Consider the following 26113-nt stretch of genomic DNA (forward strand, 5'->3'; position numbering starts at 1 on the left):
AATTATGCCAAGTCCATACCGGAAACGCAACCAGGTAACGCAACAGGTCTGTGGATCATGATCTTCCTGAATGATAAATCTGCAATTGCGCATGAAGCCGTCAGGAAGTGAAACGTGCCGCTTTCTGAAAGCTGTTATACTCATCCAATTTGCTTATTCCCAGCCATTTTTCTGATGGGGAATGAGATGCCGTTGTCTAACAGGAGAATTTTATGTTTGCCCTGAAAGTATTATTTCATGATGAAAATGCGGCCAAGGAAGCCCTTTCCAGCATCCGCACGGCTTGGATGGAGAAGCACGGGAACCATCCCGATTACTATGCTGCGCTACAGAAATTGTTACAGCAGCCGTTGCGCTGCAGTCCGGCAATATTTGCTGAAAAAGATGTCATTGCCTGTGAGTTTTATGGTTTTGACGAGAAGGAATCAGCAATGGTGGAGGCGGCTTTTCTGGACGTGGGGGCACTGGAAGTCGTTGTCGAATAGCCGGCCCGGACAACGGGAATGTCGGACCACTCGCTCAGATAGCGGGGCGAGCGCTTGTCGGTACGCATGGACCAGGCGCGGGGGGCGCGCAGACCCGCCACCCCGAAACCTGGAGCGGCTTTTCCGTAACGCTTTTGCAGCCGTGACAAGACATCCGTCAAATCTGCCTGTTTTTTGTCCCGGCATTCAGGGGCATCCGTTTCCGGGATAAACAAACTCCGGGTTTCTGGTGCATCCATGTCCTGCAAGTCGCTCAGCAAAATGCCGGATTTGACATAGCGCACACCTGGCCGATAAGCCTCTGCCAGCGCGGCTTTCACGGCAGACCACAGCTCCCGGTAATCATTACTCGGCCGGGCCAAACGGCGAAAGGCGACACCGGAATAATAGCATCCCCGATGGGGCGAGCTGCGAATCTGGATATGAATTCCCTGGGCCATCTGGCCGCGCTGGCGCAACTTTGCCGCACAACGCTGTGTATGTACGGATAAACTTTCTTCCAGATCAGCGAGTTTCTCTGTGGCATGGCCAAATGAACGGCTGCACTGGATATGCCGATGTTTCGGTGGCACTTGTTCCAGCGGCAGGCAGGACACGCCCTGCAGTTCCTTGTGGATGCGGGCCAGGACGACCCCGTAGCGATGCCGGAGGGCGACGGGATTCGCACGCAGCAAATCCATGACCTGATGGATTTGCTGCTGACCCAGTCTCACGCCCAGTTGTCTGCCAATTCCCCAGACGGCATCCACAGGCGTTTTCTGAAGCCACCGCGCTTTTTGGGTGGCAGGTATGCTGTCCCAATCACACACGCCCTCTGTGCCCCGACCTTTTTTGGCCCAGTGATTACAGAGTTTGGCCAGGGTTTTGGAAGGCCCCATGCCGACACAAACCGGCAAGCCCAACTCCTTGCGAATCCGCCGCCGGGTGCTGTGACCCCAGAGCAGCGCTGCGTCACCCTGGACGGGGATGCGCAAAAAGGACTCGTCAATGCTGTAGATTTCCTGTGCCGCACTCAAGGAGCCCAGCAAACGCATCATCCGTGCCGATAATTCACCATACAGTGCATAGTTGGAAGACAGTACGACGACACCCTGTTGTTCCGCCAGTTTCTGCCATTGGAAATACGGCCTGCCCATCCCGATGCCCAGGGCCTTGGCTTCGGCGGATCGGGATACGGCGCATCCATCATTGTTGCTGAGAATGACTACCGGGCGCCCCTCCAGTTGTGGTGCAAACAAGCGCTCGCAAGACACATAGAAATTATTGGCGTCCACCAGGGCAAAGGTCATTTTTACTGGCCCAGACTATGAATGACATGACGCACCACGCCCCAGATCACCAGTTCCTGTTCGGGATCCAGCAAAAGGGGTGGATACGCGCTATTACCCGGTAACAAAGCCGGTTGCCCGGCATGTTTGCCGAGTTTTTTGACGGTGAGTTCGCCATCCACGGCGGCAATGACAATATGCCCTTCCCTGGCATCAATGGCACGATCGACAATCAGCAGATCGCCATCATGAATGCCATAGTCCAGCATGGAATCGCCAGAAACCCGCAGAAAAAAACTGGCATCAGGATGGGGCAGCAAATGTTCATGCAGATCCAGCGAGCGCTCGACATGATCATCGGCCGGAGAAGGAAAACCCGCCGGAATCCGCGATGAATACAAGGGTCTTTTTAAGGGCAAGGGATGGCTGGACGGACGATAAACCATCGGCTTCTGCTCCGCAGCCACGTTGCGGGCGCTACTGGACGCTGTATTCCCCATGATGTTCACTCCACTGTCGGAACGTCAGATGTTCTCCATCATAGCAAAAAGCCCCCTGAAAAGGGGGCTTGACCGAAGACGGAATGCTGATCCGGGTTACAGCTCGATGCCTTCATGCTCCATGGCCGAAAAATAATCGCTGACACTACTATCCGGAACCGTGACCTTCAGCGCCCAGATCATGCAGATAATGGCCAGAATGGCTACCAGCAGCATGGATAGATAAAACGGGATATCCCCGGTTCCTCCCAAGACCTTGGGGCCAAACCAGGAAAGCACCCAGAGTCCGATGAAATAGGGAAATATCCAGGTAATGTGTTTGAAGCCGAGGGGCTTGTCATCGGCTTTGCCCCGGATCAGATGCACGATCCCGTAGATGATGAGCACAGCAAACAGTACGCCAAAAATGTAGGAAAGCGCCTGCAAACCGCCCCAATAAGCGACCAGTGAGGATAAAATGAAAGCGATCGGGGCAATGACATGGGCGCCCCACAGACGGAAAGGTCGTTGCAAATCCGGAACCGAGCGCCGCAACTGCAGCAGGACGATGGGGCCGATGCCATAGGTAATGACCGAAATGGTGGTAATGAACCCGACCAGTTTCTGCCAGGAAGGGAAAGGCAGAAAATACAGGCAACCAATCGCATAGGCGACAATCACCCCGACCCAGGGAACGCCCCCTTCACTGATCTTGGTAAAAAAACTCGGACCGGCCTTGACCTCACCGTTGGCGACCACCGCCCGCGCTGCCGAAGTGGCATAGACGAGGGCCGTGCCTCCAGGAGAAATGAGGGCGTCGGCATAAATCAGCACCGCCAGCCAGGTAATCCCCAACATGCCAGCCACCGCCGCAAAAGGACCAAAAACCCCACTGAAACTGAGCTTGGTCCAGCCCTGGGCGAGCTGATCGGGGGGCATGCTGACCAGGAAGGCCCATTGCAGGACAACGTAAAGGCAACCGCCAATAAGGATAGAGCCGATGACGGCCATGGGAATGTGTTTGCCCGGATTTTTGCTCTCACCACCTAATTCAATGGCTTGTCTGAACCCCAGGTAACTGAAGACAATGCCGGAAGAGGCTACGGCCACAAACATGCCGTGTACACTTTCCTTCGTATGAAGGATATGGAGGTTTTCCGGGTGGTAGGAAAAAGCCACCAAGACGATGATGGTCAGTACAGGTACTGCCAGCTTCCACCAGCCCATGCCGGTAAATATCTGTGCGACGCGTTTGATACCCAGAAAATTCAGCAAAAACATGATACCCAGCAGCAGCACGGCGGCTATCAGCCCGAGCCCGCTGAGCAGGCCGGTATTTCCCTGCAAAAGGCCCGGGATATAGTTGTTGGCGTAGGTCAGCACAGCAATGACTTCCACTGGAGCAATGGCAATGTAGAACATGAACAGCAGCCATGCCCAGATTTTACCCAGCAGGTTGCCATGAACGACATTGGCAATATGGGCAGCAGCGCCGGCGCGGGGGAACAGAGGGCCGACTTCGGCATAAGTCAGCCCTAGAAAAAGTATGGTCACCGCACCGATTAACCAGGAAAAAATGCTGAGTGGCCCGGCGATATGGGCTGCATTCAGGGGGCCAAACAACCAGCCCGATCCGATGATGCCTCCCAGGCTGGCGAATATCAGCCCAGAGAAGCCGACCTCTCTTTTCAGTTTTCTGACCATGTTTGCAGGGCCCTCCTTATATGAGTTTCATGTAATGTTGAGTGTTGACTTTTTTGTAAGTGGTGCCTGCATAAAAAGAACTTTATAGAACCTGTCATACCGTACATTATCCTATTCCATAGGCCGAAGCACTTAAGTGCACCTAAATAGTGCATTACCACCTTGATTGCACCGAAATTGCTCAGTCAGGATGATGGATCTTCGTCAAATGGCGAAGAATCATCCCATTGCGAGCAGTTTCAGCGGGTGGCATGTTTTCTGCAATATCTGTGCTGGGTAGTTTTTTAATCACTGAGGATGAGGTCACCATTTATGTCACTTGCTTACATCGTACATCTTGCCAATTACTCCGATGGCGTTCTGTACCTTTTGATGCTCTTGTTCGTCATTGAGTTGGCGGTAATTTTTGATAGGGGCTGGTATCTCCGTAATGCCATCAGCAAGGGAAGGAAGATACTGTGGGGCATATCCAACCGGGGAAAGCTCAGACGTCCTGACCTCGAAGAACTATCGGGAATGGCCAAAGGATTACCGGAAGAAGCCTTGCTAAGTGTGGCGCTGCGTCACTTCAACCTGATCCACCATTATGGTAGCGCAAGAGGCGAAGCTTTTGCGAATCGTTTGGACGAAGCCATTTTTCTCACAACGCCGAGTCTGGATAAACGCCTGTGGATTCTGGATACGATTGTCACGCTCGCCCCGCTGCTGGGTCTGTTTGGCACGATCCTGGGGATGTTCCACGCGTTTTCAATTTTGGCAGCTCCAGGCCATGACGCGACTTCTGTGACGGGTGGGGTTGCTGATGCACTCATCGCAACGGCCTCGGGTCTATTTATCGCCATGCTCGGTCTTCTGAGTTTCAACGCTTTCAATAATTCCATTGAGAAAACGGTTTTTCAACTGGAATCTCTGAAAGTGGTGTTGATGAATCGGTTGGATGGCGCGCCTGTGGTGTTGGAAGAAGATGCCATACCACAACAACCTCCGGTAATAAAAAAGGCCATGGCATAATCGTTTGATGATTGTTCTGTTGTTTATCATTTAGGACAAGGAGTTGCTTATGCTACCCCAGCGTCGTCCCCGTAAAAAAGGGCGTGTAGAAATTATTCCGATGATTGATGTCATGCTCTTCCTCTTGGTCTTTTTTATCATGATCACGCTGAATATGATTACGGACAAAGGACTCAAGTTGCATCTGCCGACATCCAGTGAAACCAAAGTATTACCGCATCCGCATTTTGTATTGAATATTGTGCAGGACGGCAGCGTTGTGGTGAAAGGAAAAAAAATGAATCTGGAAGAGCTGCAAGGTTTTCTGGGCGCTGATGGTGATACCAAGCATACCCAGGTCACCATAGCGGCGGACAAAATGGTGCCCTTCAAGGATTTCGTGCATGTCATGGACGCCTGCCAGAAAGCGGGAGTTACCGGTATTGGTATTGCTGCGAAAGCAACATAAACAGGCTGATATGAAAAATGGTTTCACTACTTTGAGTCAGCAATCGGACAACAGGACAACAGCAGATGGCAAGCATGATCACTGAAAATGGCAACTTCTCCTTTGTGCCGAACATAAAGGATCAGCATTTCAAATATGCTTTGGGTGCTGCTGTGGCGGTCGAAATAATGCTGGTACTCGGTTTGGTCTGGTATGGTCAGACAAGACCCCATCCTCCCATCGTTAAACCCAAGGAGCATGTGATTGCCGTGCAAGTAGTGACTTTACCACCACCGCCTCCGAAGGTGATTCCCCAGCCGAAACCAGTGCCACCCAAGCCGATAGTGCATCATGTGACGCCACCACCTCCGCGACCGCATCCTAAAGTGGTGATACCACCGAAACCTGTTCCTGTGCCGACCCCGCCGGTAAAAACGGTGACACCACCAGCGCCCAAACCGATGCCGGTACCGCCGGTGCCGCCCAAACCGGTCGTCACCCCTCCACCGCCGGCGCCACTATCGGCAGCCCAAACGGCCTCTTTGATGGGTCGATATGTCGGTTTGTTGAGGCCGATGATTCAGCAGAATTTGCATGTCCCTGCCGAGCTGAAGGCCATGGGTTTGAAAGGGAAGGCGACTGTACAATTTGAAGTTTCGCCGTCCGGGAAAGTGCTGTGGGCAAAAGTCATTGATCCCAGTCCGTTATCGGCCGTCAACCGTGCGGCACTGGCGGCGGTGGAAAGCGGGAATTTTCCGCCCTTTCTCAAAAAAATGCCGAAACAAAATACGATATTTCAGATACCCGTAGAAGTCGGTGCTGGTTCTGACTAAATCCATGCTAGTTGGAGAAATGTGATGAGTGACTCCCATTCCATCAGTGCAACCACGAATCTTGAGCGGACCAGTACTGCCCCACGGGTGGCCCTGATTTGGTTGGCTGCTACTATGACGGCTTCCAGCCTGCCAGTGGGTGTGCTCATCGCCCAGCTATTTCCCTTGGCCTCCTTTCTCTGGGTGGTTCTATTGGCGTCCCTGCTCTTTGTCGCGGTAGGAATATTGAGCATTCCTGGATTCGTATATGGCATCCCCACCATGGCAGTTTCGGCAAGAGTTTTTGGGCGATTATTTAATAAGTTAATATCCCTTAGTAACTGGCTATCACAGATTGGCTGGCAAGCTGTGGTGCTGGTTCTGGTTGTTTATATTCTTCGTAGTGTTTTAAATAACTATGCATTAGTGCCTCCTGAACAGAGTCTGTATGTAGCCTTAATTATAGCGATATGTGCTAATTTTGTGATCCCGGTGATTGGTTATAAAGCTATTGTATCTGCACAAACCGTAGGTGCGATTTTTCTAGCCTTGTTCGCGGTGGCCATATTACTGTGGTTACATGGAGGAGAAGCACTCACATCTGCCCCGTCTTCTGAACATTTTAGCGCGCTACAAGCTTTGGGAGGCATTTCGTTGGCATTGATGGGTGGGGCATTTTCCTGGACTATGTTCGCATCGGATTACTCACGCTATGTTCGCCGAGACACGAGTCTGACGCAAATTGCGCTTTGGCCTAGCCTCGGTGGTTTTGTCGGTGGTGCCCTCATTTTAGCGTTGGCTATTACTCTTTATGTGCATGGTGGAATCCAGGTTGGTCCATCAGGGATCACCATAGCGGCACGAGGCCTGGGTGATTCGTTGTTGTATTTAGGTTTCTGCTTGTTCGCTGTCCTGGGCCTTCTCGCTTCTAATTTTCTGAACTCCTACAGTTCAGCATTCAGTCTGGCAGTAGTGATTGGCAGGGATCTGGATCGTAAGATGTTTACGATCGTAGATGCGATGCTTGCTACTCTGGTTGGTGTTTACATGTTGTTTATAGCGCCTTCATTCTGGGATTCATTTCAGACATTTTTAGACTTGCTGATTATTATCGCCGCTCCTTGGACGGGAATAATGATTGTTTATGTGTTCATGGATGTGATTCCCGAAAAAGTTCACGGAAGCACATTTCCACAAAATTGTATCATGAACATTATGGTATTGGTATTGGGTGTGGTCGTTACAATTTTCTTTTCAAACAATCCTCTTTGGGAAGGCCCGGGAGCACTGTGGCTACATGGGAATGATATTTCTCCACTGTTGGGAGCAATGACCGGTGTTGTCTTGTCTGTGGTTTTTCGAGTTTTATCCAGATATTCTGAAAAGTCTAAAAGATGCATTAATGTGATGGATTCGGCTGATATTAAAATCTCGAATGCTGGAGATTAATTGGCAAAAATATGGCTATTAATAAGCTTTTTAGAGCGTCAATTATCAACCCCAAAAGGCGGATGGATTCTGACTTCTTTGATGATGGTGCGCTTTATATGGAAAATGGCATAATTAAGTCGTTAGGAAATTTTAGTGATGTAATTAAAAATTGTGATCATAAGGTTGAGCTTGTAGAGTTGGATGGCGTGATAATACCGGGATTTGTCGATGTGCACCTGCATTGGGTACAGCATCAAGTAAGAGGTAAGTACTCAGGAGAATTACTGACCTGGTTGAAAGACTATATATGGCCAGAGGAAGCACGCTATATTGATACTGATAAAGCGACTCTGGCGGCTGAGCAGTTCTACGCAGATATGTTGCGTGTGGGCACGGTCATGGGAATGAGCTATTCCAGTCCGCATGCCTCAGCAACCGAGATCGCCTTGCAAAAAATGCGCGGTGACTGGGTTGTGGGCAATGTGTTGATGGCTGTTAATGCCCCTAATGATTTAACCGATTTCAGTTTACATGATCCTGTTCAGTTAAATGAATTCATGGCGCGAACAGATCGACAACATTATGCGTTGACACCGCGCTTTGCCCCTAATCTCAATGCGGATATGCTTCGTTGGCTGGGTAGCTTGGCTGCTGAAACATGTTCATTTGTGCAAACACATCTGGCTGAATCAAAAGCTGAACTGGCATGGGTCAAAGAGCTGTTTCCCGATGCCGAAAACTACACCGATGTCTATGATCGGGCAGGATTATTGACTCCCAAAACTATTCTTGGGCACTGCATTGAAATGTGTGATGCCGAATGGCAATGTCTGGCTACGCGTGGCTCATGGGTGGCGCACTGTCCGAGTAGTAACGAGGCACTTGGAAATCGCCGGATGCCCCTAGAAAAATTACGGGCACACAATATTCCTTACGCATTGGCAACAGATGTTGGTGCTGGCCCCAGTCATAGCATGCTGCATGTAATACAAAGATTTATGGCGCTACACCATGCAGCGGGGATTAGAATCCCATTTCAAGAAGCACTTTATCGTGCCACATTAGCTGGTGCCGAGGCCATGGATCGCGATTTCCAAGCCGGAAATCTGACCCCTGGGAAAAGAGCAGATTTTATTTTGTTACCTTCAAAGCAGCACAACCAGTCATGGGAGGGGTGGTTCGATGAGTGTATTCAAGGAACTATGTCTGAGTTAGAGAAGCGCCCTCAAGGAACTTGGTTGGCTGGTGAAAGAGTTGCCTGAATATCCATATATTTTTTGCTCTTACAAAGGGAGCATGTATCAGAATGAATGACCAAAAACAACTTGCAAATTTCGTGCAGCATATGCCCAAGGTTGAATTACATCTTCATATCGAGGGAACCCTTGAGCCAGAGATGTTACTGACGTTCGCACAGCGTAATGATATAGCTTTACCTTACAAAGATATTGAAAGCACGAGAGCGGCCTATCAGTTCAATGACCTGCAGAGTTTTCTTGATGTCTATTATCTCGGAACCTTGGTTTTACGTGAAGAACGTGATTTTTATGAATTGGCCCAAGCTTATCTGCAGCGTTGCAAGCGGCTAGGAATAATGCATACGGAGATATTTTTTGACCCTCAGACGCATCTGTCACATGGAGTTGCTCTCGAAGTAGTTATAGGCGGTATTCATTCGGCCCTCAAAGAAGCCGAATGCGAATGGGGGATAAGTAGTGCAATGATTCTCTGTTTTGAAAGAGACCGTGACGCAGAGTCTACAGTTAGTCTACTCCATGAAGCCCTTCGGATTGGTGATATTGTCGGGATCGGTTTGGATTCTGCAGAGCTTGGGAATCCTCCTCGTAAATTTCAAGAGGTGTTTCAGAGAGCAAAGACACTGGGACTGCATCGAGTTGCACATGCAGGAGAAGAGGGGCCTCCAGAATATATATGGGAAGCCTTGGATGTCTTAGATGTGGAACGTATAGACCATGGTGTACGTTGTCTGGAGGATCCCAGGCTGGTTCAACGATTATTGAGGGAGCGTATTCCGCTGACTGTATGCCCTTTTTCCAATGTGGAACTCAAGGTTTTCCCCAATCTAAAATCCCATAATATGGGTAATTTATTGGATGCAGGTCTACAGGTAACCATTAACTCCGATGATCCGGCTTACTTCGGGGGTTATCTGAATGAAAACATCATCAGCACGGTAAACTGTCTAGAGCGCGATTTCAATGACGTAGTTCTGCTCCAGAAAAATGCAATTGAGGCTTCTTTTTGTAGCCGGGACGAAAAAATAGGTATGCTTGCCAGGTTAGAGCGTTATATTGCTAGCTTTAAGTTTGTAATATAGGACAAGGGAGAGGTTATGGAATTTATTACTAAATCTATCAGAATAGGCGTGCTATCAATCGTGATTGGACTCCCCTTGATTGGCAATGAGGCGATCGCGGATCCAACAGGTGTGGCTTCTGCAGTGATGAGACCGGAGGTGATTGTGTTGACTGCATTTCCGCTAGAATGGCACGCATGGACAAAACAAAAGTCATATCATTTTAAAACTATAAATTTCCCTGGACAATATCGACCGCTGATATGTGATGAACATGGGGTTTGTGTGACAGAAACGGGTGAAGGGGAGATGAACGCGGCTATAACGGTGACGAGTATTGTAAAAGACCACGATCTGAACGTGAGTAAAACCATATTCATTCGTAGTGGTATTGCTGGTGGTGTAGATAGTAAAGGCTCCGCACTGGGCAGTGTTTATATTAATAACTGGATTATTTCATGGGCATTTGGTCATCATTATTTGAATGATCAGAAAACTCTGGCATGGGCACCTCCAGGCTGCGGTAATTATGCGCATCCCGGGGATTGTGCTGATTATACTCAAAACACACAAGAAAATCTGGCCTATAAAATAAATCCTCAAATTTTGAGTATGGCGGTGAGGGCGTCCGCCGGCACAAAGCTGTTGAATACGCCCGGGGCCAAAAAACTGGATAACACTTTTTCCATTTCTACTCAACCTAAAATCATGGTTGGGGCAACGATTACGGGCGATGATTTTTGGATAGGTAGGGAAAATCAGTCTATTGCAGAAAAAATCGTCCATCTCTATACTCATGGAAAAGCTGCCTATACCAATACGGCCATGGAAGACCTGGGTGATATCGCTGCGTTGTACCGATTTGGATTGGAAAATCATTACCTGTCTATTCGTGGTATATCTGATATCGATATTCCGCCACCTGGAAAAACCGAGGAACAAATATGGAAAACCGGTGACCTTTATGCCAGCGAACTGGCTGAAAAAACACCGTCATGGTGACCAAGGCAGTGATTAATCACATTCTAAATAAATAAGATGATATCAGGTCGACAGTGTTTTAGAAGTACTTTTAATCGGGATTCTTATCATGGCTAGTTTTCCGGGTAGTCCTTGCGCAGTAGACAACACGGCGCAACCAAAACGCGTAGATGGTCTATCTAAGATCTTCGGTACGGCGGTGTATGTTGATGACATAGTATTAAGTGATGTTATTTATGCAGCGACATTGCGAACTGCATGTGCTGGAGGTATTGTTGAAGAAGTCGTTTTTGATCCAGCGCTGGACTGGTCTGAATTTATTATTGTCACGGCAAAAGATATTCCTGGAGTTAATGCCGTTAAACTGCTGGAAAATGATCAGCCTGTATTAGTTGATCGGGTCTTTCGCCACGCGGGGGAGGCATTAGCTTTGTTGGCTCATCCTGAACCGGATATGCTTAAAAAAGCTTTATCCCACATTCGTGTTCATGAAGTTCCTCTCGCACATCCGATTTTTGATATTGATGAAGCACTCTGCGCTGAAACTCAGATTACCCCAGATAATATTTATACGGATTATCTTCTTGAAAAGGGTGACGTTGATAAGGCCTTTGAAGAAGTTGAGTGTTTTATCGATGGATGCTTTGTTACTCCTTCTCAGGAGCAACTTTATATAGAACCTCAAGGAATGATTGCAATCCTTCAGGATGATGGTGTCTTGAGAATCGATGGTTCCATGCAATGCCCCTATTACGTGTTGGATGCTTTGGAACAATGTACGGGTTTAAATAAGGATCAGTTGCGCGTTGTGCAAACCACAACTGGAGGTGCCTTTGGTGGTAAAGAAGACTATCCTTCTATAATCGCTTGCCATGCTGCTCTACTGGCACTTAAATCAGGCGGTCTACCGGTTAAGCTGATTTATGAGCGCGGTGAGGATATGCGGGTTACTCCTAAACGGCATCCATCCCGCACTGTACTTCGCCTTGGCGCAAACCGCGCGGGAGAACTTCAATTTATTGATATGGATTTTGCCATAGATGGAGGCGCTTATCGAACCCTGAGCCCAGTAGTTTTATCTCGGGGAGTTATTCATGCTGCAGGTCCTTACCGCTGTGATAATATTCGGATTAGGGGCCGTGCCGTGGCTACTAATCACCCTCCTTTTGGTGCATTTCGCGGGTTTGGTGCCCCGCAGAGTATTTTTGCACTGGAAGTTGGAATGGATCGCCTCGCCGCAAAGTTAGACATGGATCCCGCAGAGTTGCGTCGGAAAAATTTGTTAAGGAGTGGGGACATCAGTCCTACAGGTGATCTGCTTCAAGAAGATTGCTTTGCTCAAGACATTCTTGAAGAAGCACTCCAAGTGAGTCAGTATTATGAACGTCAGCGCGAATTTCGCAGCTGGAATACCGAAAACCACAGTACGGTTCGCGGCATTGGTTTAGCAACTTTTGCTCACGGAGCGGGTTTTACCGGTAATGGAGAATTATATCTGGCCTCGCGGGTATTATTGCAAGCTCATGCCAATGGTCAGGTAGAGATTCTTTGTTCCAATACGGAAATGGGCCAGGGTGCCGCGACTACCTTGGTACAAATCGCTGCTGAGGCTTTGCAATTACCCATGCGCATGGTTCGTCTGGCGCAAACGGATACGACGAGAGTGCCAAATTCCGGCCCAACCGTTGCATCTCGCACCTGTATGGTGGTTGGCGAATTAATTGAAAAAGCAGCAAAGCTGTTATTGCAGAAATTAATGCATGAAGGCGGCCTTGCCGAGATATATACATCTGAAGAATTTGCTGAGGCTTGTCTCCGGATGTTGGAGTCTAAAAAAGATTTGCTGGTGACGGCTAGCTATCAACCTCCTTCAAATATGCTGTGGGATGAAAAAAAGTTCGCGGGCCGTGCTTATGCCAGCTATGCATGGGCTGCGTATATTGCTGAAGTGGAAATTGACAAATTAACTTGTGAAACCCGCATTCTGAATTTTACTGCTGCCCAGGAAATCGGGCATGCGGTACATCCGCAAATTGTACAGGGGCAGATCGAAGGGGGGGTGGTGCAGGGTATTGGTTATGCCCTCTATGAAAATGTACTTTGGAACGATGTCGGGGTGATGGCCAATGATCGACTGGCAAATTATATCATACCGACCACTGCGGATATCAGACCTTTACAAGTGGTACTGATGGAGAAAGGTTTGGGCGCCGGTCCCAAAGGTGCCAAGGGGGTAGGAGAACTACCCATGGATGGTCCGGCACCGGCAATAGTGAATGCGATTCAACAGGCGATGAAAGTTAAAATTGATCAGATACCCGCGATGCCGGAAATGCTTATGAAACTGACATGTACAGAGAGAGATTCCCAATGACAGTAACCATGCAGATTAATGGCCGGAAAGTGCAAGTGCAGGCAACGCCAGATAGCCGTCTCCTGGATGTATTGCGCGGTGAACTCGGCTTGAAAGGGACCAAAGAGGGCTGTGGCGAGGGTGAGTGCGGGGCATGTGCAGTTTTAATCAATGGTCAGGTGGCCAACAGTTGTTTGCTTCCTCTGGGGCAAATGGAAAATGCGGACATTGTGACGATAGAAGGATTACCTGCTGACAGTCCATTAGCGGCATCTTTCCATGCTTGTTTTGCAGCACAATGTGGAATTTGTACCCCGGGCATGATGATTGCCGCCACAGCATTGCTGAATGAGCATCCGCAGCCTACGCTAGAAGAAATACGTTGGGGGCTCAGTGGGAATTTATGTCGGTGTACAGGGTATGGTCGCATTTACGAAGCGGTTCTTCAAGTTGCCACAGGAGCTGCTCATGGTTGAATGGGTACGTCCTCACCAGGTGGGTGAGGCAATAAATTTACTTACAAAGATGCCCGTAGGCTCTTATCAGATCATTTCTGGGGGCACGGATGTCATGGTGGCACAGCGATTGAATGCGCAGCAAAACAACAGGGATTGGCTAGATTTGAGCGCCATCCAGGATTTAAAAGTGATCGAAATTCATGACAAGGGTATTCGCATCGGAGCGGGGGTGAATCTGAGCGCTTTGCGACGCCATCCATCAGTGCAAAAATTCTGGCCTATGTTGGCTGCTTCTGCAGCAGTGACCGGCGCTGCACCTATTCAGAATCGTGCCACTCTGGGCGGGAATCTCTGTAATGCCTCACCCGCAGCAGATAATGCCCCCGTATTACTGGCATATGGGGCCAGTCTTGAAATCGCGGGGCCACAGGGATCACGCATCATGGACTATGCATCCTTTCATGTCGCATATCGCAAAACCGCTTTGGCAGCTGGTGAATTACTCGTTGCGGTACATATTCCTTTTCCTCCAGGTAAAACCATCAGCTTTTACCGTAAAGTAGGTACCCGTGCCGCGCAGGCCATTGCAAAAGTAGGTGTTGCTGCCTGTTTTCAGATTGCCATGGATAAGACAATTGCTCAGGCCCGGTTCGGTATTGCTAGTGTGGCCGCAATTCCATGTACCCTGCCCAGGGTAAGTCAATATTTACAGGGCAAGATGATAGCGCAGATTGATGAGTCAGTAATAAGGGAAAAAGTAATTCGTGATATCGCACCAGTAGATGATATTCGCTCAAGCGCAGAATATCGCCTAGAAATAACTTCCCGTCTGGTCTGGGATGCCCTTCAACACATTGAATAAGTGACAGAGAGGATATGAATATGAGCGAGAAAATAGATGATAGTACAGTGATGGAAGTTCCTTTTGTGGATGCCACTGCAGAAAATTTGGAGGACTATGGAGTGATGATTGCTGAAACCGTATATCGTCCAGGGCTGAGTATTCCATTTTATAAAGGGAGCGTTGAAGAGGGTCAGAATCTGGATTTTAAGTATACTGGACAAGCGGTGGTGCGTACCGCTCGTATTTCACATCGTAGTCCGGAAATCACATGGTTGGAACGTCATTTGAACATGACACAAATTTTTGTTGGGCTTGGCACGTCACCATTTGCCATGGTGTTAGGTAAACCGAATCAAGCTACCGGACACGATGTCCCCTGCTTGGAAGAGGTGTGCGCTTTTCGGATACCAGCGGGTCATGGCGTCATGATTCATGCGGGTACCTGGCATGATTTTCCTATGGCCATCGTTGATCCCGTGACGGTTTTAACCATGAATTCTGCTGAAGTGGTACACGCGCTAGCCAATGCCAAAAGTGCAGATGAAATGGATGCAGGGGATGTCTATAAAATTGATATTCGTCGTCGTACTGGTCGGACTCTGAAGGTGCCGTTTTAAGCATTGGGGGATAAAATCTCGTGCGAACTGAAGTGGCCCGGTTTTTTACTCGCTGCCCAGCAGATATGTCGGGTTTGGCAGATGCCATTGCTCGTGGGGAGATATGTCCCCAGAATATTGTTGCCATTATTGGTAAGACTGAGGGAAATGGTGGAATAAATGATTTTACTCGCAACTTATCAATTTTGGCACTTGGTCATCTCCTGGCCCCTTTTCTGGATTGTCAGCCAGAGCAGGTCGAAGATAAAATCGTGTTGTCTTTTTCGGGGGGAAGTGAAGGGGTAACGGCACCGCATCTTTTGGTATTTTCTGTAACTGGTAAGCCTTCGACAATGAAACTGTCAAACAAGAGGCTCGCTCTGACAACAGGACTAAGCAGAACTTTTTCGCCAGATGAAGTAGGGCGTATGGCCATGATTTATGAAACTGCGCGAGTAGTGGAAACCTTGATGCAGGAGTTGCGGGTTGCTGCTGATGATGTGCATCTGGTACAAATTAAAGCAGCCATTCCTCCTGTTTCTTTGCCCGAAACAGCCCTCCGCTGTGATATGGCCTGGTCGCGAGCCGCCTCAGCCCTTGGTGTAGCCCTGGCGCTGGGTGAGATAACCGAGAATCAGTTGTCAGATGCGTCTATTCAAAATGATTGGTCTCTGTACTCCAGTAGGGCAAGTGTCTCTGCAAAACCTCTCTTGACGCGTTCTGAAATTATACTTTTTGCTAATTCTGATTACTGGGAGGGTGATCTGGTTATTGCTCATGGTTTGATGCGAGACATTATTGATGTGCCGGGTATTTATGCCGTTCTTGAAAAACTGGGATTAAAGCCCAGGAATGGTCAGCTAACAACTGATGATTCCAGAAAAATTGTGGCTGTATTTGCTAAGTCCGATGCCCATCCTGGGAATTGCATCAGGAAACGGCGTCATACGATGTGGACGGATGCCGATATTTCGGATATGCGCTATTCCCGTTGTGTCGTCGCAGCACAGTTGGCTGGAGTCCTTGGAGACACCGGCGTTTACGTTTCTACGCGTGCAGAACATCAAGGGCCCCAGGGTGGTGGTCCAGTAGCGATAATCGGAGTAGCCCCATGAATACGTTGCTACAACTTTCCCGACAGCATACGCGGGTGACCGGAGAGGCCTTGGTCGTGCAAGTACAGGGTTCGGCCCCTACGGCAATAGGTGGAAGTGTCGCTTTACGTGACGATGATGATTTATTGGGTACTGTGGGTGGTGGCCATATGGAATACGCTATTGTCAACTACCTTCGGAATATCGATAAAAAAAACTGGCCCGCACGTGTCGAATTTGTTTTGGGAGCAAAAGATGATCAATGCTGTGGTGGTCGTGTTGTTATCGCCTTAGTCGTTGTACAGCCTTTGTTTGCGGAACTTTATGCACCAGGAGCAGCCCGCGCTTATCAGGTGGATAAGTACGGTTATTTGCATTTGATAGCAGGAATTTCCTCCCAGGGTCAGAGAATGGGTGATTCCAACGTACTCAACTTACTAGAAAAGTCTGTCGTTCCGGAATTTTCTGCAGATGGTAATTATTTCTTGCTTCCTGCACCTCAGCGACAGACCGTATGGATTTTTGGTGCTGGGCATGTCGGACGAGCTCTTACTCGTCTTGCTGTTGGATTGGATTTTCAGATCACGCTTTATGATGATCGGCCGGAATGGACAAATCCCGCCGATTTCCCAGAGGATGTTGTATTGACAACTAGCTGTGATCAAAGAGATTTTCAGAAACTGAAATGTGCCAATATTGTTTTGATTATGACCTATAGTCATGCGCTGGATTATGCTTTAATGGAATATTTTACCGACCAGCCACTGTTGTATCTTGGTGTTATTGCCAGTCAATCCAAGGCGGCGCGCTTTAGACATCAGCTTATTCGTGCGTCTCGCCCTATTCCAGATAATTTACACATGCCGATGGGTTTGCCAGGAATGGGCAAAAAACCATTAGAAATTGCTGTCAGCATTCTGGCAGAGTTGTTACAGTTACGCCATAAAGGAGTATTTTCATGAATACTTTAAGGCCTCTCAGCGAGGCGGTAGTTGAGCAATACATGCAGGTTACTTTTGAAACTATGGACTTGACGGTAGAAGCCGCGTGGTACCCAGATATTCGCAATTATTTTTATATCAGTGCACGTCTTGCGGAGATTCTTGAAGCCTGTCCCCTGGATATTACCGAGGATCTGGCTACGGTGTTTCAGCCATGAGCGATTTATTTCATAGTTTTTCTGATGCTCGAGAAATTGCTCGAAGAGTGCGTCTTGGTGAATGGAAAGCGGTTGAGGTGGTTGAAGAGTCCTTGCAGTATATTCAATCCAAAAACACTCAACTCAATGCTTTCACCCATATAACTGAGGCAAGAGCCTTCTATGAAGCCGAACAGGTAGATCAAAAAATTGCTCGAGCTGAAGATCCTGGCGCCTTGGCAGGGGTGCCATTCGCAGTTAAAAATCTCTTTGATATGGAAGGTCAGGTGACCTTGGCGGGTTCCAAAATCAATCGTCAAGACCCTCCAGCCATGGCGGATGCTACGCTGATCCAAAAAATGAATGGCGCTGGTGCCATCCTGCTGGGAGGACTGAATATGGGAGAATATGCCTATGATTTTACGGGGGAAAATGTACATTATGGCCCATCCCGTAATCCCCACGATCTGTCCCGGATGACCGGTGGATCCAGTGGCGGGAGTGGTGCAGCAGTAGCTGGTGGGATGGTACCGATTGCTTTAGGGTCAGATACCAACGGCTCTATCCGTGTGCCCTCGTCGTTGTGCGGAATTTTTGGTCTTAAACCCACTTATGGGCGTTTGTCACGTGCGGGAACATTTCCTTTTTGTCCCAGCCTCGATCATGTGGGGCCTATGTCACGTAACGTACCGGATTTGGCCGTGGTATACGATGTGTTGCAGGGCCATGATCCCAGAGACCCTGTATCTGCTCAACGGGAATGTGAGGCGACCAGTGATGCTCTTGATGATGGTATCGCCGGTCTGAAAATTGCGCTTGCAGGAGGTTATTTCCGTAAACAGGCCACCGAGGCAGCAGAGCAAGCTGTGCAAAAAGTCATAGACTGTCTTGGGGTGTCTCAGGAAATAGAAATTACCGGTGCAGCGCAAGCTCGTGCGGCCGCCTATCTGATTACCAATGCCGAGAGTAGTAATTTACATCTGGGACGGTTGCGCCAATATGCAGCAGACTATGATCCAGACGTACGTGATCGTATGCTCGCAGGAGCTTTGCTGCCGGCCTCCTGGGTGATTCAAGCGCAGCGGTTTCGCAGCTACTATCGCAGAGAGTTGCAAAAGATTTTTACAAAATATGATTTGTTGATTGCACCTGCTACGCCCATGCCCGCGCCGCTGATAGGCCAGAGATCCATGGAGCTGGATGGCGAAACCATGCTTGTCCGCCCGCATTTGGGTCTGTACACCCAACCCCTTTCATTTATTGGCTTACCAGTAGTGGTAGTACCCGTATCTACACCTGGAGCCATGCCCATTGGTGTCCAGATTGTCGCGGCGCCCTGGCAGGAAAAGAAAGCATTAAGGGCCGCACGATATCTTGAGTTATCCGGTTTTACCAGTCCTCTTCCACAAAACTAAAAGGAACCCCCCTATGAGTTATGTCGAAATTAATGCGCCGGCAGTATTCAAAGAAGTGCAGGAAGTCTTTCTACGTTACGAAAAGGCCTTGGTGGAAAATGATGTGGCAGTACTGGATGAGTTGTTCTGGAATAGTGAGCATACCCTGCGTTACGGTGTGGCTGAAAATCTCTATGGTTATGCAGCCATCGCTGATTTTCGGGCGACTCGTCCGGCTCCAGCGCTGAATCGCGAATTGATTCATACCACTATAACCACCTATGGCCATGATTTTGCAACAGCAAATACGGAATTTCGCCGTGATCAGGTGCATGGTCGGCAAAGCCAGACCTGGCTGCGTACGCCAGAGGGTTGGCGAGTGGTGGCTGCCCATGTCAGTTTGATGCCGAAAAACACATAAGCTTGTATGGCTTGTGCCGTCATCCTGGCCGGTGGTCGGTCCGCCCGTTCGGGAGTTCAGCACAAGTCTTGCCGAAAGGTTCCCGATGATGCGCGTACCTGGATTGATCGCCAGGTAGATCGGCTGGAGCACGCGGGTTTTGCGCCCATTATTGTAGTGACTGGTTATCGTCCACGACGAGTGCATCTTTGCTTACATCGTCGTGTCACACTTCGCCACCATTTTAAAGCAGGTGAGGGGCCATTCAGTACATTGCAACGAGCCTTGCAAAACATGCGTAAACCTGTATTGGTTGTACAAACAGATACGGTATTGCCATCGGTGAGTGATTTGCAGCGTTTGCGGCGCGTCATGCAGAACAAGACGATTGCGGCTGCCAACATGGTCAACGATCGTGGGCGTGGGGGGCATCCGTTGATATTATCGGTCTTTATGGCGCGAAACCTGCGAGAACTACCGTGCACGAATTCTGATGCACGTTTGGATAGGCAGCTCAATTACTTGTCTTCAGAACAATATATACGTCTGAAAGGGCGGATAGATCATTCATTTTCTCGACTTGATACGCAGAGGGAGTGGTGTTCCGCTCGTATCCGGACCAGGAGATTACCATGACGGTTATTACGCTTCCACAATTTGCCCAAGCAACAGGCGGTATGGTCAGTGCTCCTCATTTTCTTGCAGCGGAAGCCGGTGCAGATGTACTGCGAGGCGGTGGAAATGCCATTGAAGCAGCCATTGCCGTTGGCTCGACTTTGGCTGTCGTGTATCCCCATATGAACGGATTGGGTGGTGATGCATTCTGGCTGATTTCCGATGGAAATTCAGAAACAGTGAAGGGGTTGGCGGCTGCAGGTCCGGCCGGACGTTATTATTCCGCACGTACTTTTTTGGATACGCAAGTGCACGAGATTCCTTTTCGGGGGGGCAGATCTGCATTGACGGTTCCTGGGGCTGTTGCTGGTTGGGGGGCTGCCTATGATTATTCCAAGAGTTTCTGGCATGGGAAATTGTCTTGGGGAGATCTTCTGGAAAATGCTTATCAACATGCGCTTCGCGGTTTTCCGATCAGCTCTAATCAAAGTGCCACCTTAGCACATTATGCGCCAGTTTTATGTAAACAACCGGGGTTCAGTCATATCTATCTACCGGGTGACGAGGTCTCCAGACCGGGTACGATCTGGTCCCAACGAGCGCTAGGTAACACCTTGCAAGAGATAGCGGAAAAAGGCTCCGAGAGTTTTTATGAAGGTCAACTAGCAAAAAAGATGATCACAAGTTTACGTGCTTCGGGTAGCCTTTTAACCGAACAAGACATGATCGACTTTAAAACTGAATGGGTGGAGCCATTACGGGTTGGTTTTGGCCAGGGAGAAGCGTTGAACTTACCCGCGCCTACCCAGGGATTAGCTTCACTCATGATTCTGGCACTTTTAGATCGCTTTAAAGGGAGTTTTGAAGATCATTTGGGTGCCGAATTTATTCATTACAGTGTAGAAATTACGAAGCAGGTTTTTAAGAGGCGAGATCAGGTCATAGCGGATCCCCATTTTCATGATTTTGATTTGTCTTCCATGTTAGAAAAAGACTTTCTGGATGACATGGCCGCCCTTATTGAGCCGCGTCATGTTCGACCATCTCCTGCCATTGGTGCTGGTGATGGCGATACGGTATGGTTTGGCGTTGTCGATGCCGAAGGTCGTATGGTCAGTGTTATTCAAAGTCTTTACCATGAATTTGGGTGTGGTGTGGTGGCAGGTGACACTGGGGTGCTGTGGAACAACCGTGGCTGTGCTTTTTCATTGATTCCTGGTCACATAAATGTTCTGGAACCCGGCAAGCGTCCTTTCCATACCTTGAATCCGGCTATGTATGCGGAAAATGGGCGTGTGCATTTAGCTTATGGCACCATGGGGGGAGATGGGCAACCTCAGACTCAGGCTGCCATTCTCATGCGGGCCAAACACTTTGGCTTATCGCTGGAAGCAGCAATAGCTAGTCCTCGATGGCTGTACGGCCGTACCTGGGGAGAGAGCAATGCTGGGTTGCGTCTGGAACACCGATATGCGAAGCAGGTATATGGCGACTTGCAGAAGTGGGGACACCAGGTTTCTTGGGTGCCAGATTATAGTGATGTCATGGGCCACGCCGGTATGGTCGGTCTTTCGAATGGGGCAAACTCCAACTTTGCTGCTGCAACCGATCCCCGTAGTGATGGAGGCGTGATGGGCGTAGATATTTGAGGAATGAAGATTGTTTCTCTACCAATAATTCATGTGGAAATTTCATTCAGTTCTTCAGCAATACAATTGGAAAAACGGGCTGCAGCAACAGAGATTCCTCGACTTTTGAGTTGTGCGCACACGAGAGGTACCGGACGTATATCTAATGCTGAAATAGCCTTGTAAACAATATATTTATTAGTCTGATTTTTGGGAATGCCCGTTGAAATTACAAAACCAATATTTTCAGTATGTTGCAGCATTCCTCGCATGATTTCATATGAATTGGTTTCGGCGGCTATTTGAATTTCCGAAGCGACACCATGCAAGGCGGGCTCCAGCATTTCTCGGGAGGTGAGTCCTCGCGCCGGAATGACCAGTGGGTATTGCACACAATCGCTGAAACGGAGCACCTCTTTTTGTGCTAAAGGATGTTGACTATCCATAGTAGCAACCAGGGGCTGCTCGGATATGGCGAGATCAATGACATCAGGATGGCGTGGGGGGGCCACAATCACGACGAGATCCACCTCAAAAGCCAACAAGGCGCGGATGGCATCCGCATGTTTGGCAACATTCACCGCGAAAGAAACACCCGGATACCGGGCACGATAGTTATTAATGATTCGTGGGATAAACTCTCGAGCCAAGGCCGGGCTAACCGCCAAGGAAACTTGCCCACGTCGTAAGCCATTCAGGCTATCTATTTCTGAATGTAAGCGTTGCATGTCCGATAAGTGTTTGCGCACATAGACCAAAAAAACTTCACCTGCCGCAGAGAGTCGCATCCCACGGGGGTGACGCTCGAAAATGCTTGCTCCCAGTTCGTCTTCCAAATCCTGAATCCGCCGATCCAAAGCAGAAGCAGTGATGTGTAATTTATCCGCAGCCCGTCTGACCGAACCTTCACGGACAACGGCGTCCACATATTTGAAAAGTCTTAGGTGTTTCATCAAGAGACCTCATGTTGATTTTTTGTGAACGGTTAATCAAGAAAACAGCACTATAAACGGACACTTTACTATAACACAATTACCTCAAGCCACCATGGTGATCATATGATCAAGCGGGAGACATGCATTATTTTGGTGCAGACTACGATCTTATGCACTAAAACAATGCGAAATATATCTCTTCAGTGAGATGGATACGCCAGGGTGAACAGATATAAAGCTGGCATGTATGCTGCTTAAATAGAATAGCTTTGTAAATGACAGGAGTAAATTATAATGACTAAACCTCAAAAACGACTGCTTCGGCAGAGTATCTTGGTAGCAGCGGGCTTGTTGGGTAGCGGTTTTTTACCAGTTCAAGCTGCTACCAGTGTAACCCCGACCAAAAAAGTTTATAAAATAAAGCAGGTATCAAAAGATTTGTTGCGTATGGTTGATAAGGCTGCACTGACCAAAGTGAAACCAGTATATGGGGCGGAAACGGCCCTGATCCCAAAAAAGTTTCTCCATGGTCAGGAGTCTACGCAGAATGCTTCTACGATTCTGAGTTTTGTGCCTGGAATCAACGCCACAAGTACAAATCCCATAGGAGTAAAAACCCATATTTCAGTGCGAGGGTTCTCGCAGACTCAGGTCGGTTATACATTTGACAATTTACCCATTGCCGATCTTTTCAATGGAGGTTTATCTGGCGGTAATAACAACTATGCCGATTTGACCAATCTGATACCGGTAACCTTGGGAGAAACATCCGGCATTCAGGTGATCTACGGTACCCCTCCCCCGGATGTAAATGCCGTGGGTGCGATAGGTGGTAATATTAATTATTTACCATTAGTACCTTCATCCAAGCAGTATGAGTCTGTATTTGGGGGATATGGATCATTTGATACACGTAATTATGGCGCAGAAATCAATACAGGATCGACTACTGGTTATGGTAATCTTTTGTTGAGATTTTCGTCCCGTCAGACGGGTGGTTATCTGGATCATAGCCCGGACCGTGAATACTCCTATTACGCTGCTTATGATTTGCCACAAATCTCTCCAACATCTAAATGGTCTTTGATTTTTTTGCTGAACAAGAATCAAGGAGCTACAGCAGCACGTATGCCTAAAGCTTTGCTTGACCAGTATGGACCATATTATCAGTGGCCTACATCTTTCACCTATGCAAACAGCCAGGCTGAGCATATGATGGCAATCCTGCAAAACAAAACGCTCATTTCTGCACATTCAGTATTTGGCTTCAAAGGATTTTATGCTTATACCAATTCTCATAGGCTTGAGTATGTAAATCCCGATGCGAATTCTCAATATAACAGTTTCGTCACATTTTATCTAAATCCTGCAGAAACTGTTTGCCAATATTCAGGGAATGATTTTATGGGGAATGATTCTCCGGCTTGTCAGGCACAGACGATTAATGGCGATAACTATCATAGTTATACTTATACAACGAATACCTTTGGATTTAATCCGTCCTTTGAGTGGTTTAATCGTTATGTCAATCTGAAGGCCGGTGGACTTGGTGTTGTTTCTACGTATAATTCTCGTAACTATGTTTATGGTTCTCCTAATGTGCCAGAAGTGCCGGGGTATAACAATCTATGGGATGAGCATGGTTGGAGAATTTATGGGAAAATTTATGCCCAGGCAAAGATCAAACCTACCAGTAATTTTGCGATTACCCCTGGTATAAAATATGAAACAATTTCTACGCATATTAATGATGTTCCAGGATATTATTATACGGTGGGCGCTACCAGTGGCAGAACTTATAGCGAGGTGAGTCCTTATGTAGGTGTTCAGTATAAGCCACTAAAGGCAGTCACGTTGTATGCCAATTATGCAAAGGGGTATAAATATCCAAACATTACAGCATTTTATGCAGCGGATAGTAATGCCACTGCAACCTCCCCAGCAACCCCTGTGACCATCAAGCCAGAGGTGGTTAACACCTATCAGTTTGGTATGGCGTATAACAAGGGGCCAGTAGATGCCAGTATTTCTTTTTATCGGTCTGATTTTGGACATACTTTTAGTTCTTATTATGATACCAATACCGGATTGACATATGAATACAATATTGGATCATCACAATATCAAGGAATTAATATTGCCACGGCTTATGCTCTGGATGCTTATTTGTCATTGTATGGAAATTATTCCATTCAGGAAGCAAAATATACGTCTGATTCATCCAGTCAATATGGTGTATCAACCAGTATTGGTGAGCCACGTCCAAATACGCCTACATATCTTGCCGGAGTGGGTATTCTTGGGCATTATATGGATACAAGCGCCAGGCTTTATGGTAATTTGGTAGGTCCACAATATATTGAGGCAAGCACGGGTGCGCCTACTCACTTGAGCATGCCTGCCTATGCCACAATGAATTTCAACATCGCGCACACCTTTGCAATTCATCAGTATGGTATCAAAAATGTGACCCTGAGTTTAAGCGGGGTAAACTTATTGAATTCCGAAGCATCGGTTTTGGAAAAACAATTCCCATATATTAACGGGTTTTCTGGGAATTACCTGGAGGCCGAACCCATGATGCCCCGCTCCTTCTTTGGTACAGTAAAGATGGTGTTTTAAAGTCCTCGATAGGAAATACATAGGTCCGCAACAAATGAAGCAAGAGTGGACAGCTGCTAAAGGAATCAAAGCGTGGGACAAGGAAATGCAATACCTGAATGAAGGCCTATGCCCAAAGGCAGCATGCACCTCTTGCTGAGTATCAGGCCGGAGAGTAGAGAATAAATCTTTTATCCCTGATAATTTGTGAGAAGCTGCGGCATTCATCAATGGGTGACTGAGATTTCATAATGAGGTTAATTCATGGGAACCTGCTCGTTGGGGTAACGCTTTATTGTCGGTAATAGTGAGCAATGAATAAGGGTATTCTTAACCCAGGTTATGGGTATAACGAATTTCTTCTAATGTAACTCCACTCAATTCAAATTGCTGTATACTGTTGGGTTCCGGAGTAAAGCCTGCAGCTTCATAAAATCTTCTTGCTCGAGGATTGTTGATGAAAACCCAAAGGATGATATTTTTGGTACCCTGTGCGATCAATTTTTTTTGTGCCTCCAGCCAAAGGGACTGCCCGACCCCTGTAGACCAGTGCTCTGGAAGAACATAGAAGGCCCATACTTCGCGATTTGATGATGAACTGTTTGTTTGGCGTTCAGGGCCAACAGAGATGAATCCAATTATCTGTTTATTAGATTCTGCGACCAAGGTGTGGAGCAAACCTTGGTCCATGGATTTCTTCCATAGTTTTGTCTTTTCGGGTATAGACATTTGTTCTAAATCTTTCGAAGAAAAAAGATGAGCATAAGCTTTTTGCCAGCTATGGACATGGACTCGTGCAATGGCTGGAGCATCTTCAATGACGGCATTACGAATTTGAGTGGTGTTTGCTGGCATCGCTGCGTTTACCTTGTGCTGTAATAAATAGTTGGTGAGTGCTTCGCAATTGGTGCCCCGAGCGCGAGTGGTGTAATTATTTGATACTTATCACCACTGATAATGACGATATCCCAAATATGTCCCATTCTCAGCGTCGCGCCAGTGACGCGCGATAATCGCCGAAAAACCCCGCCATAATTGACACCTCGAACCACATACCTTACACCCATGGTTTATTTCCTGTGTGTCTTCGTGCAGAACTGGGTGGATCTGGCCTTGACCCTGCACATTCTATCCGGCAAAGC

Annotated in this window: 25 protein-coding genes; 20 read left to right on the top strand and 5 right to left on the bottom strand. The window is 48.0% G+C overall.

Going from position 1 to position 26113, the window contains the following annotated elements:
• Positions 1-212: 212 nt before the first annotated feature.
• On the top strand, positions 213-485 hold the full coding sequence (locus ACJU26_RS02515) for a hypothetical protein (RefSeq protein ID WP_414040984.1): 273 nt from the start codon (positions 213-215) through the stop codon (positions 483-485).
• On the opposite strand, the gene ACJU26_RS02520 is transcribed toward ACJU26_RS02515, so the two are convergent.
• From ACJU26_RS02520 to ACJU26_RS02530, 3 genes are all read right to left on the bottom strand, one after another.
• Positions 404-1774, bottom strand: a complete 1371-nt coding sequence (locus tag ACJU26_RS02520) for a Y-family DNA polymerase (RefSeq protein WP_414040985.1) — start codon at positions 1772-1774, stop codon at positions 404-406. The two genes, ACJU26_RS02515 and ACJU26_RS02520, sit on opposite strands and share 82 nt — an antisense overlap.
• A 2-nt stretch (positions 1775-1776) precedes the next feature.
• A complete protein-coding gene (locus ACJU26_RS02525) occupies positions 1777-2253 on the bottom strand; it encodes a LexA family protein (RefSeq protein ID WP_414040986.1) in 477 nt (158 codons plus the stop codon).
• A 96-nt stretch (positions 2254-2349) separates the two neighbouring features.
• Complete coding sequence (locus tag ACJU26_RS02530) at positions 2350-3936, bottom strand: APC family permease (RefSeq protein WP_414040987.1); 1587 nt, start codon at positions 3934-3936, stop codon at positions 2350-2352.
• Positions 3937-4248: 312 nt separating this feature from the next.
• Between ACJU26_RS02530 and ACJU26_RS02535 the strand changes: the two genes are divergently transcribed.
• The 18 genes from ACJU26_RS02535 to ggt all read left to right on the top strand — a co-directional run bounded on the left by ACJU26_RS02535 (position 4249) and on the right by ggt (position 21456).
• Positions 4249-4947 (top strand): MotA/TolQ/ExbB proton channel family protein, encoded by a 699-nt coding sequence (locus tag ACJU26_RS02535; protein WP_414040988.1) that lies wholly within the window; start codon positions 4249-4251, stop codon positions 4945-4947.
• A 49-nt stretch (positions 4948-4996) separates the two neighbouring features.
• Positions 4997-5395, top strand: a complete 399-nt coding sequence (locus tag ACJU26_RS02540) for an ExbD/TolR family protein (protein ID WP_414040989.1) — start codon at positions 4997-4999, stop codon at positions 5393-5395.
• A gap of 74 nt (positions 5396-5469) precedes the next feature.
• Positions 5470-6207 (top strand): energy transducer TonB, encoded by a 738-nt coding sequence (locus ACJU26_RS02545; protein ID WP_414040990.1) that lies wholly within the window; start codon positions 5470-5472, stop codon positions 6205-6207.
• 24 nt (positions 6208-6231) lie between these two features.
• A complete protein-coding gene (locus ACJU26_RS02550; RefSeq protein WP_414040991.1) occupies positions 6232-7635 on the top strand; it encodes a purine-cytosine permease family protein in 1404 nt (467 codons plus the stop codon).
• Between the two features lie 11 nt (positions 7636-7646).
• Positions 7647-8879: an amidohydrolase family protein gene (locus ACJU26_RS02555; protein ID WP_414040992.1), complete on the top strand. Its 1233-nt coding sequence runs from the start codon at positions 7647-7649 to the stop codon at positions 8877-8879.
• A 44-nt stretch (positions 8880-8923) separates the two neighbouring features.
• Positions 8924-9955: an adenosine deaminase gene (locus ACJU26_RS02560; RefSeq protein ID WP_414040993.1), complete on the top strand. Its 1032-nt coding sequence runs from the start codon at positions 8924-8926 to the stop codon at positions 9953-9955.
• 15 nt (positions 9956-9970) lie between these two features.
• Positions 9971-10936 (top strand): phosphorylase, encoded by a 966-nt coding sequence (locus ACJU26_RS02565; RefSeq protein ID WP_414040994.1) that lies wholly within the window; start codon positions 9971-9973, stop codon positions 10934-10936.
• A gap of 88 nt (positions 10937-11024) precedes the next feature.
• Positions 11025-13289 (top strand): xanthine dehydrogenase family protein molybdopterin-binding subunit, encoded by a 2265-nt coding sequence (locus ACJU26_RS02570; protein ID WP_414040995.1) that lies wholly within the window; start codon positions 11025-11027, stop codon positions 13287-13289.
• Entirely contained in the window at positions 13286-13744 is a 459-nt protein-coding gene (locus ACJU26_RS02575; protein WP_414040996.1) for a (2Fe-2S)-binding protein, read from the top strand. Before ACJU26_RS02570 ends, ACJU26_RS02575 begins: the two co-directional genes overlap by 4 nt.
• Complete coding sequence (locus ACJU26_RS02580) at positions 13737-14588, top strand: FAD binding domain-containing protein (RefSeq protein WP_414040997.1); 852 nt, start codon at positions 13737-13739, stop codon at positions 14586-14588. The genes ACJU26_RS02575 and ACJU26_RS02580 overlap by 8 nt, the downstream gene beginning before the upstream one ends.
• A gap of 20 nt (positions 14589-14608) precedes the next feature.
• On the top strand, positions 14609-15187 hold the full coding sequence (locus ACJU26_RS02585) for an ureidoglycolate lyase (protein WP_414040998.1): 579 nt from the start codon (positions 14609-14611) through the stop codon (positions 15185-15187).
• Between the two features lie 32 nt (positions 15188-15219).
• On the top strand, positions 15220-16281 hold the full coding sequence (locus ACJU26_RS02590; RefSeq protein ID WP_414041912.1) for a ring-opening amidohydrolase: 1062 nt from the start codon (positions 15220-15222) through the stop codon (positions 16279-16281).
• On the top strand, positions 16278-17222 hold the full coding sequence (locus tag ACJU26_RS02595; protein ID WP_414040999.1) for an XdhC family protein: 945 nt from the start codon (positions 16278-16280) through the stop codon (positions 17220-17222). The genes ACJU26_RS02590 and ACJU26_RS02595 overlap by 4 nt, the downstream gene beginning before the upstream one ends.
• Complete coding sequence (locus ACJU26_RS02600) at positions 17219-17419, top strand: DUF4089 domain-containing protein (protein WP_414041000.1); 201 nt, start codon at positions 17219-17221, stop codon at positions 17417-17419. Before ACJU26_RS02595 ends, ACJU26_RS02600 begins: the two co-directional genes overlap by 4 nt.
• Positions 17416-18813, top strand: a complete 1398-nt coding sequence (locus ACJU26_RS02605; protein ID WP_414041001.1) for an AtzE family amidohydrolase — start codon at positions 17416-17418, stop codon at positions 18811-18813. The genes ACJU26_RS02600 and ACJU26_RS02605 overlap by 4 nt, the downstream gene beginning before the upstream one ends.
• Positions 18814-18826: 13 nt before the next feature.
• Entirely contained in the window at positions 18827-19213 is a 387-nt protein-coding gene (gene hpxZ / locus ACJU26_RS02610) for an oxalurate catabolism protein HpxZ (RefSeq protein WP_414041002.1), read from the top strand.
• A gap of 6 nt (positions 19214-19219) precedes the next feature.
• Positions 19220-19828, top strand: a complete 609-nt coding sequence (locus ACJU26_RS02615; protein ID WP_414041003.1) for an NTP transferase domain-containing protein — start codon at positions 19220-19222, stop codon at positions 19826-19828.
• Positions 19825-21456, top strand: coding sequence for a gamma-glutamyltransferase (gene ggt, locus ACJU26_RS02620; RefSeq protein ID WP_414041004.1), 1632 nt, complete (start codon positions 19825-19827; stop codon positions 21454-21456). Before ACJU26_RS02615 ends, ggt begins: the two co-directional genes overlap by 4 nt.
• Positions 21457-21485: 29 nt before the next feature.
• Here ggt and ACJU26_RS02625 read toward each other — a convergent pair whose 3' ends face one another.
• Positions 21486-22388 (bottom strand): LysR substrate-binding domain-containing protein, encoded by a 903-nt coding sequence (locus tag ACJU26_RS02625; protein WP_414041005.1) that lies wholly within the window; start codon positions 22386-22388, stop codon positions 21486-21488.
• A 276-nt stretch (positions 22389-22664) separates the two neighbouring features.
• Between ACJU26_RS02625 and ACJU26_RS02630 the strand changes: the two genes are divergently transcribed.
• On the top strand, positions 22665-24992 hold the full coding sequence (locus ACJU26_RS02630) for a TonB-dependent receptor (RefSeq protein WP_414041006.1): 2328 nt from the start codon (positions 22665-22667) through the stop codon (positions 24990-24992).
• Positions 24993-25301: 309 nt separating this feature from the next.
• On the opposite strand, the gene ACJU26_RS02635 is transcribed toward ACJU26_RS02630, so the two are convergent.
• Positions 25302-25826 carry an N-acetyltransferase family protein gene (locus ACJU26_RS02635; RefSeq protein ID WP_414041007.1) on the bottom strand — a complete coding sequence of 175 codons (525 nt, stop codon included), beginning with the start codon at positions 25824-25826 and terminating at the stop codon, positions 25302-25304.
• Positions 25827-26113 lie beyond the last annotated feature (287 nt).

The organism is Acidithiobacillus sp. M4-SHS-6, assembly GCF_047421495.1.
GTDB lineage: Bacteria > Pseudomonadota > Gammaproteobacteria > Acidithiobacillales > Acidithiobacillaceae > Acidithiobacillus.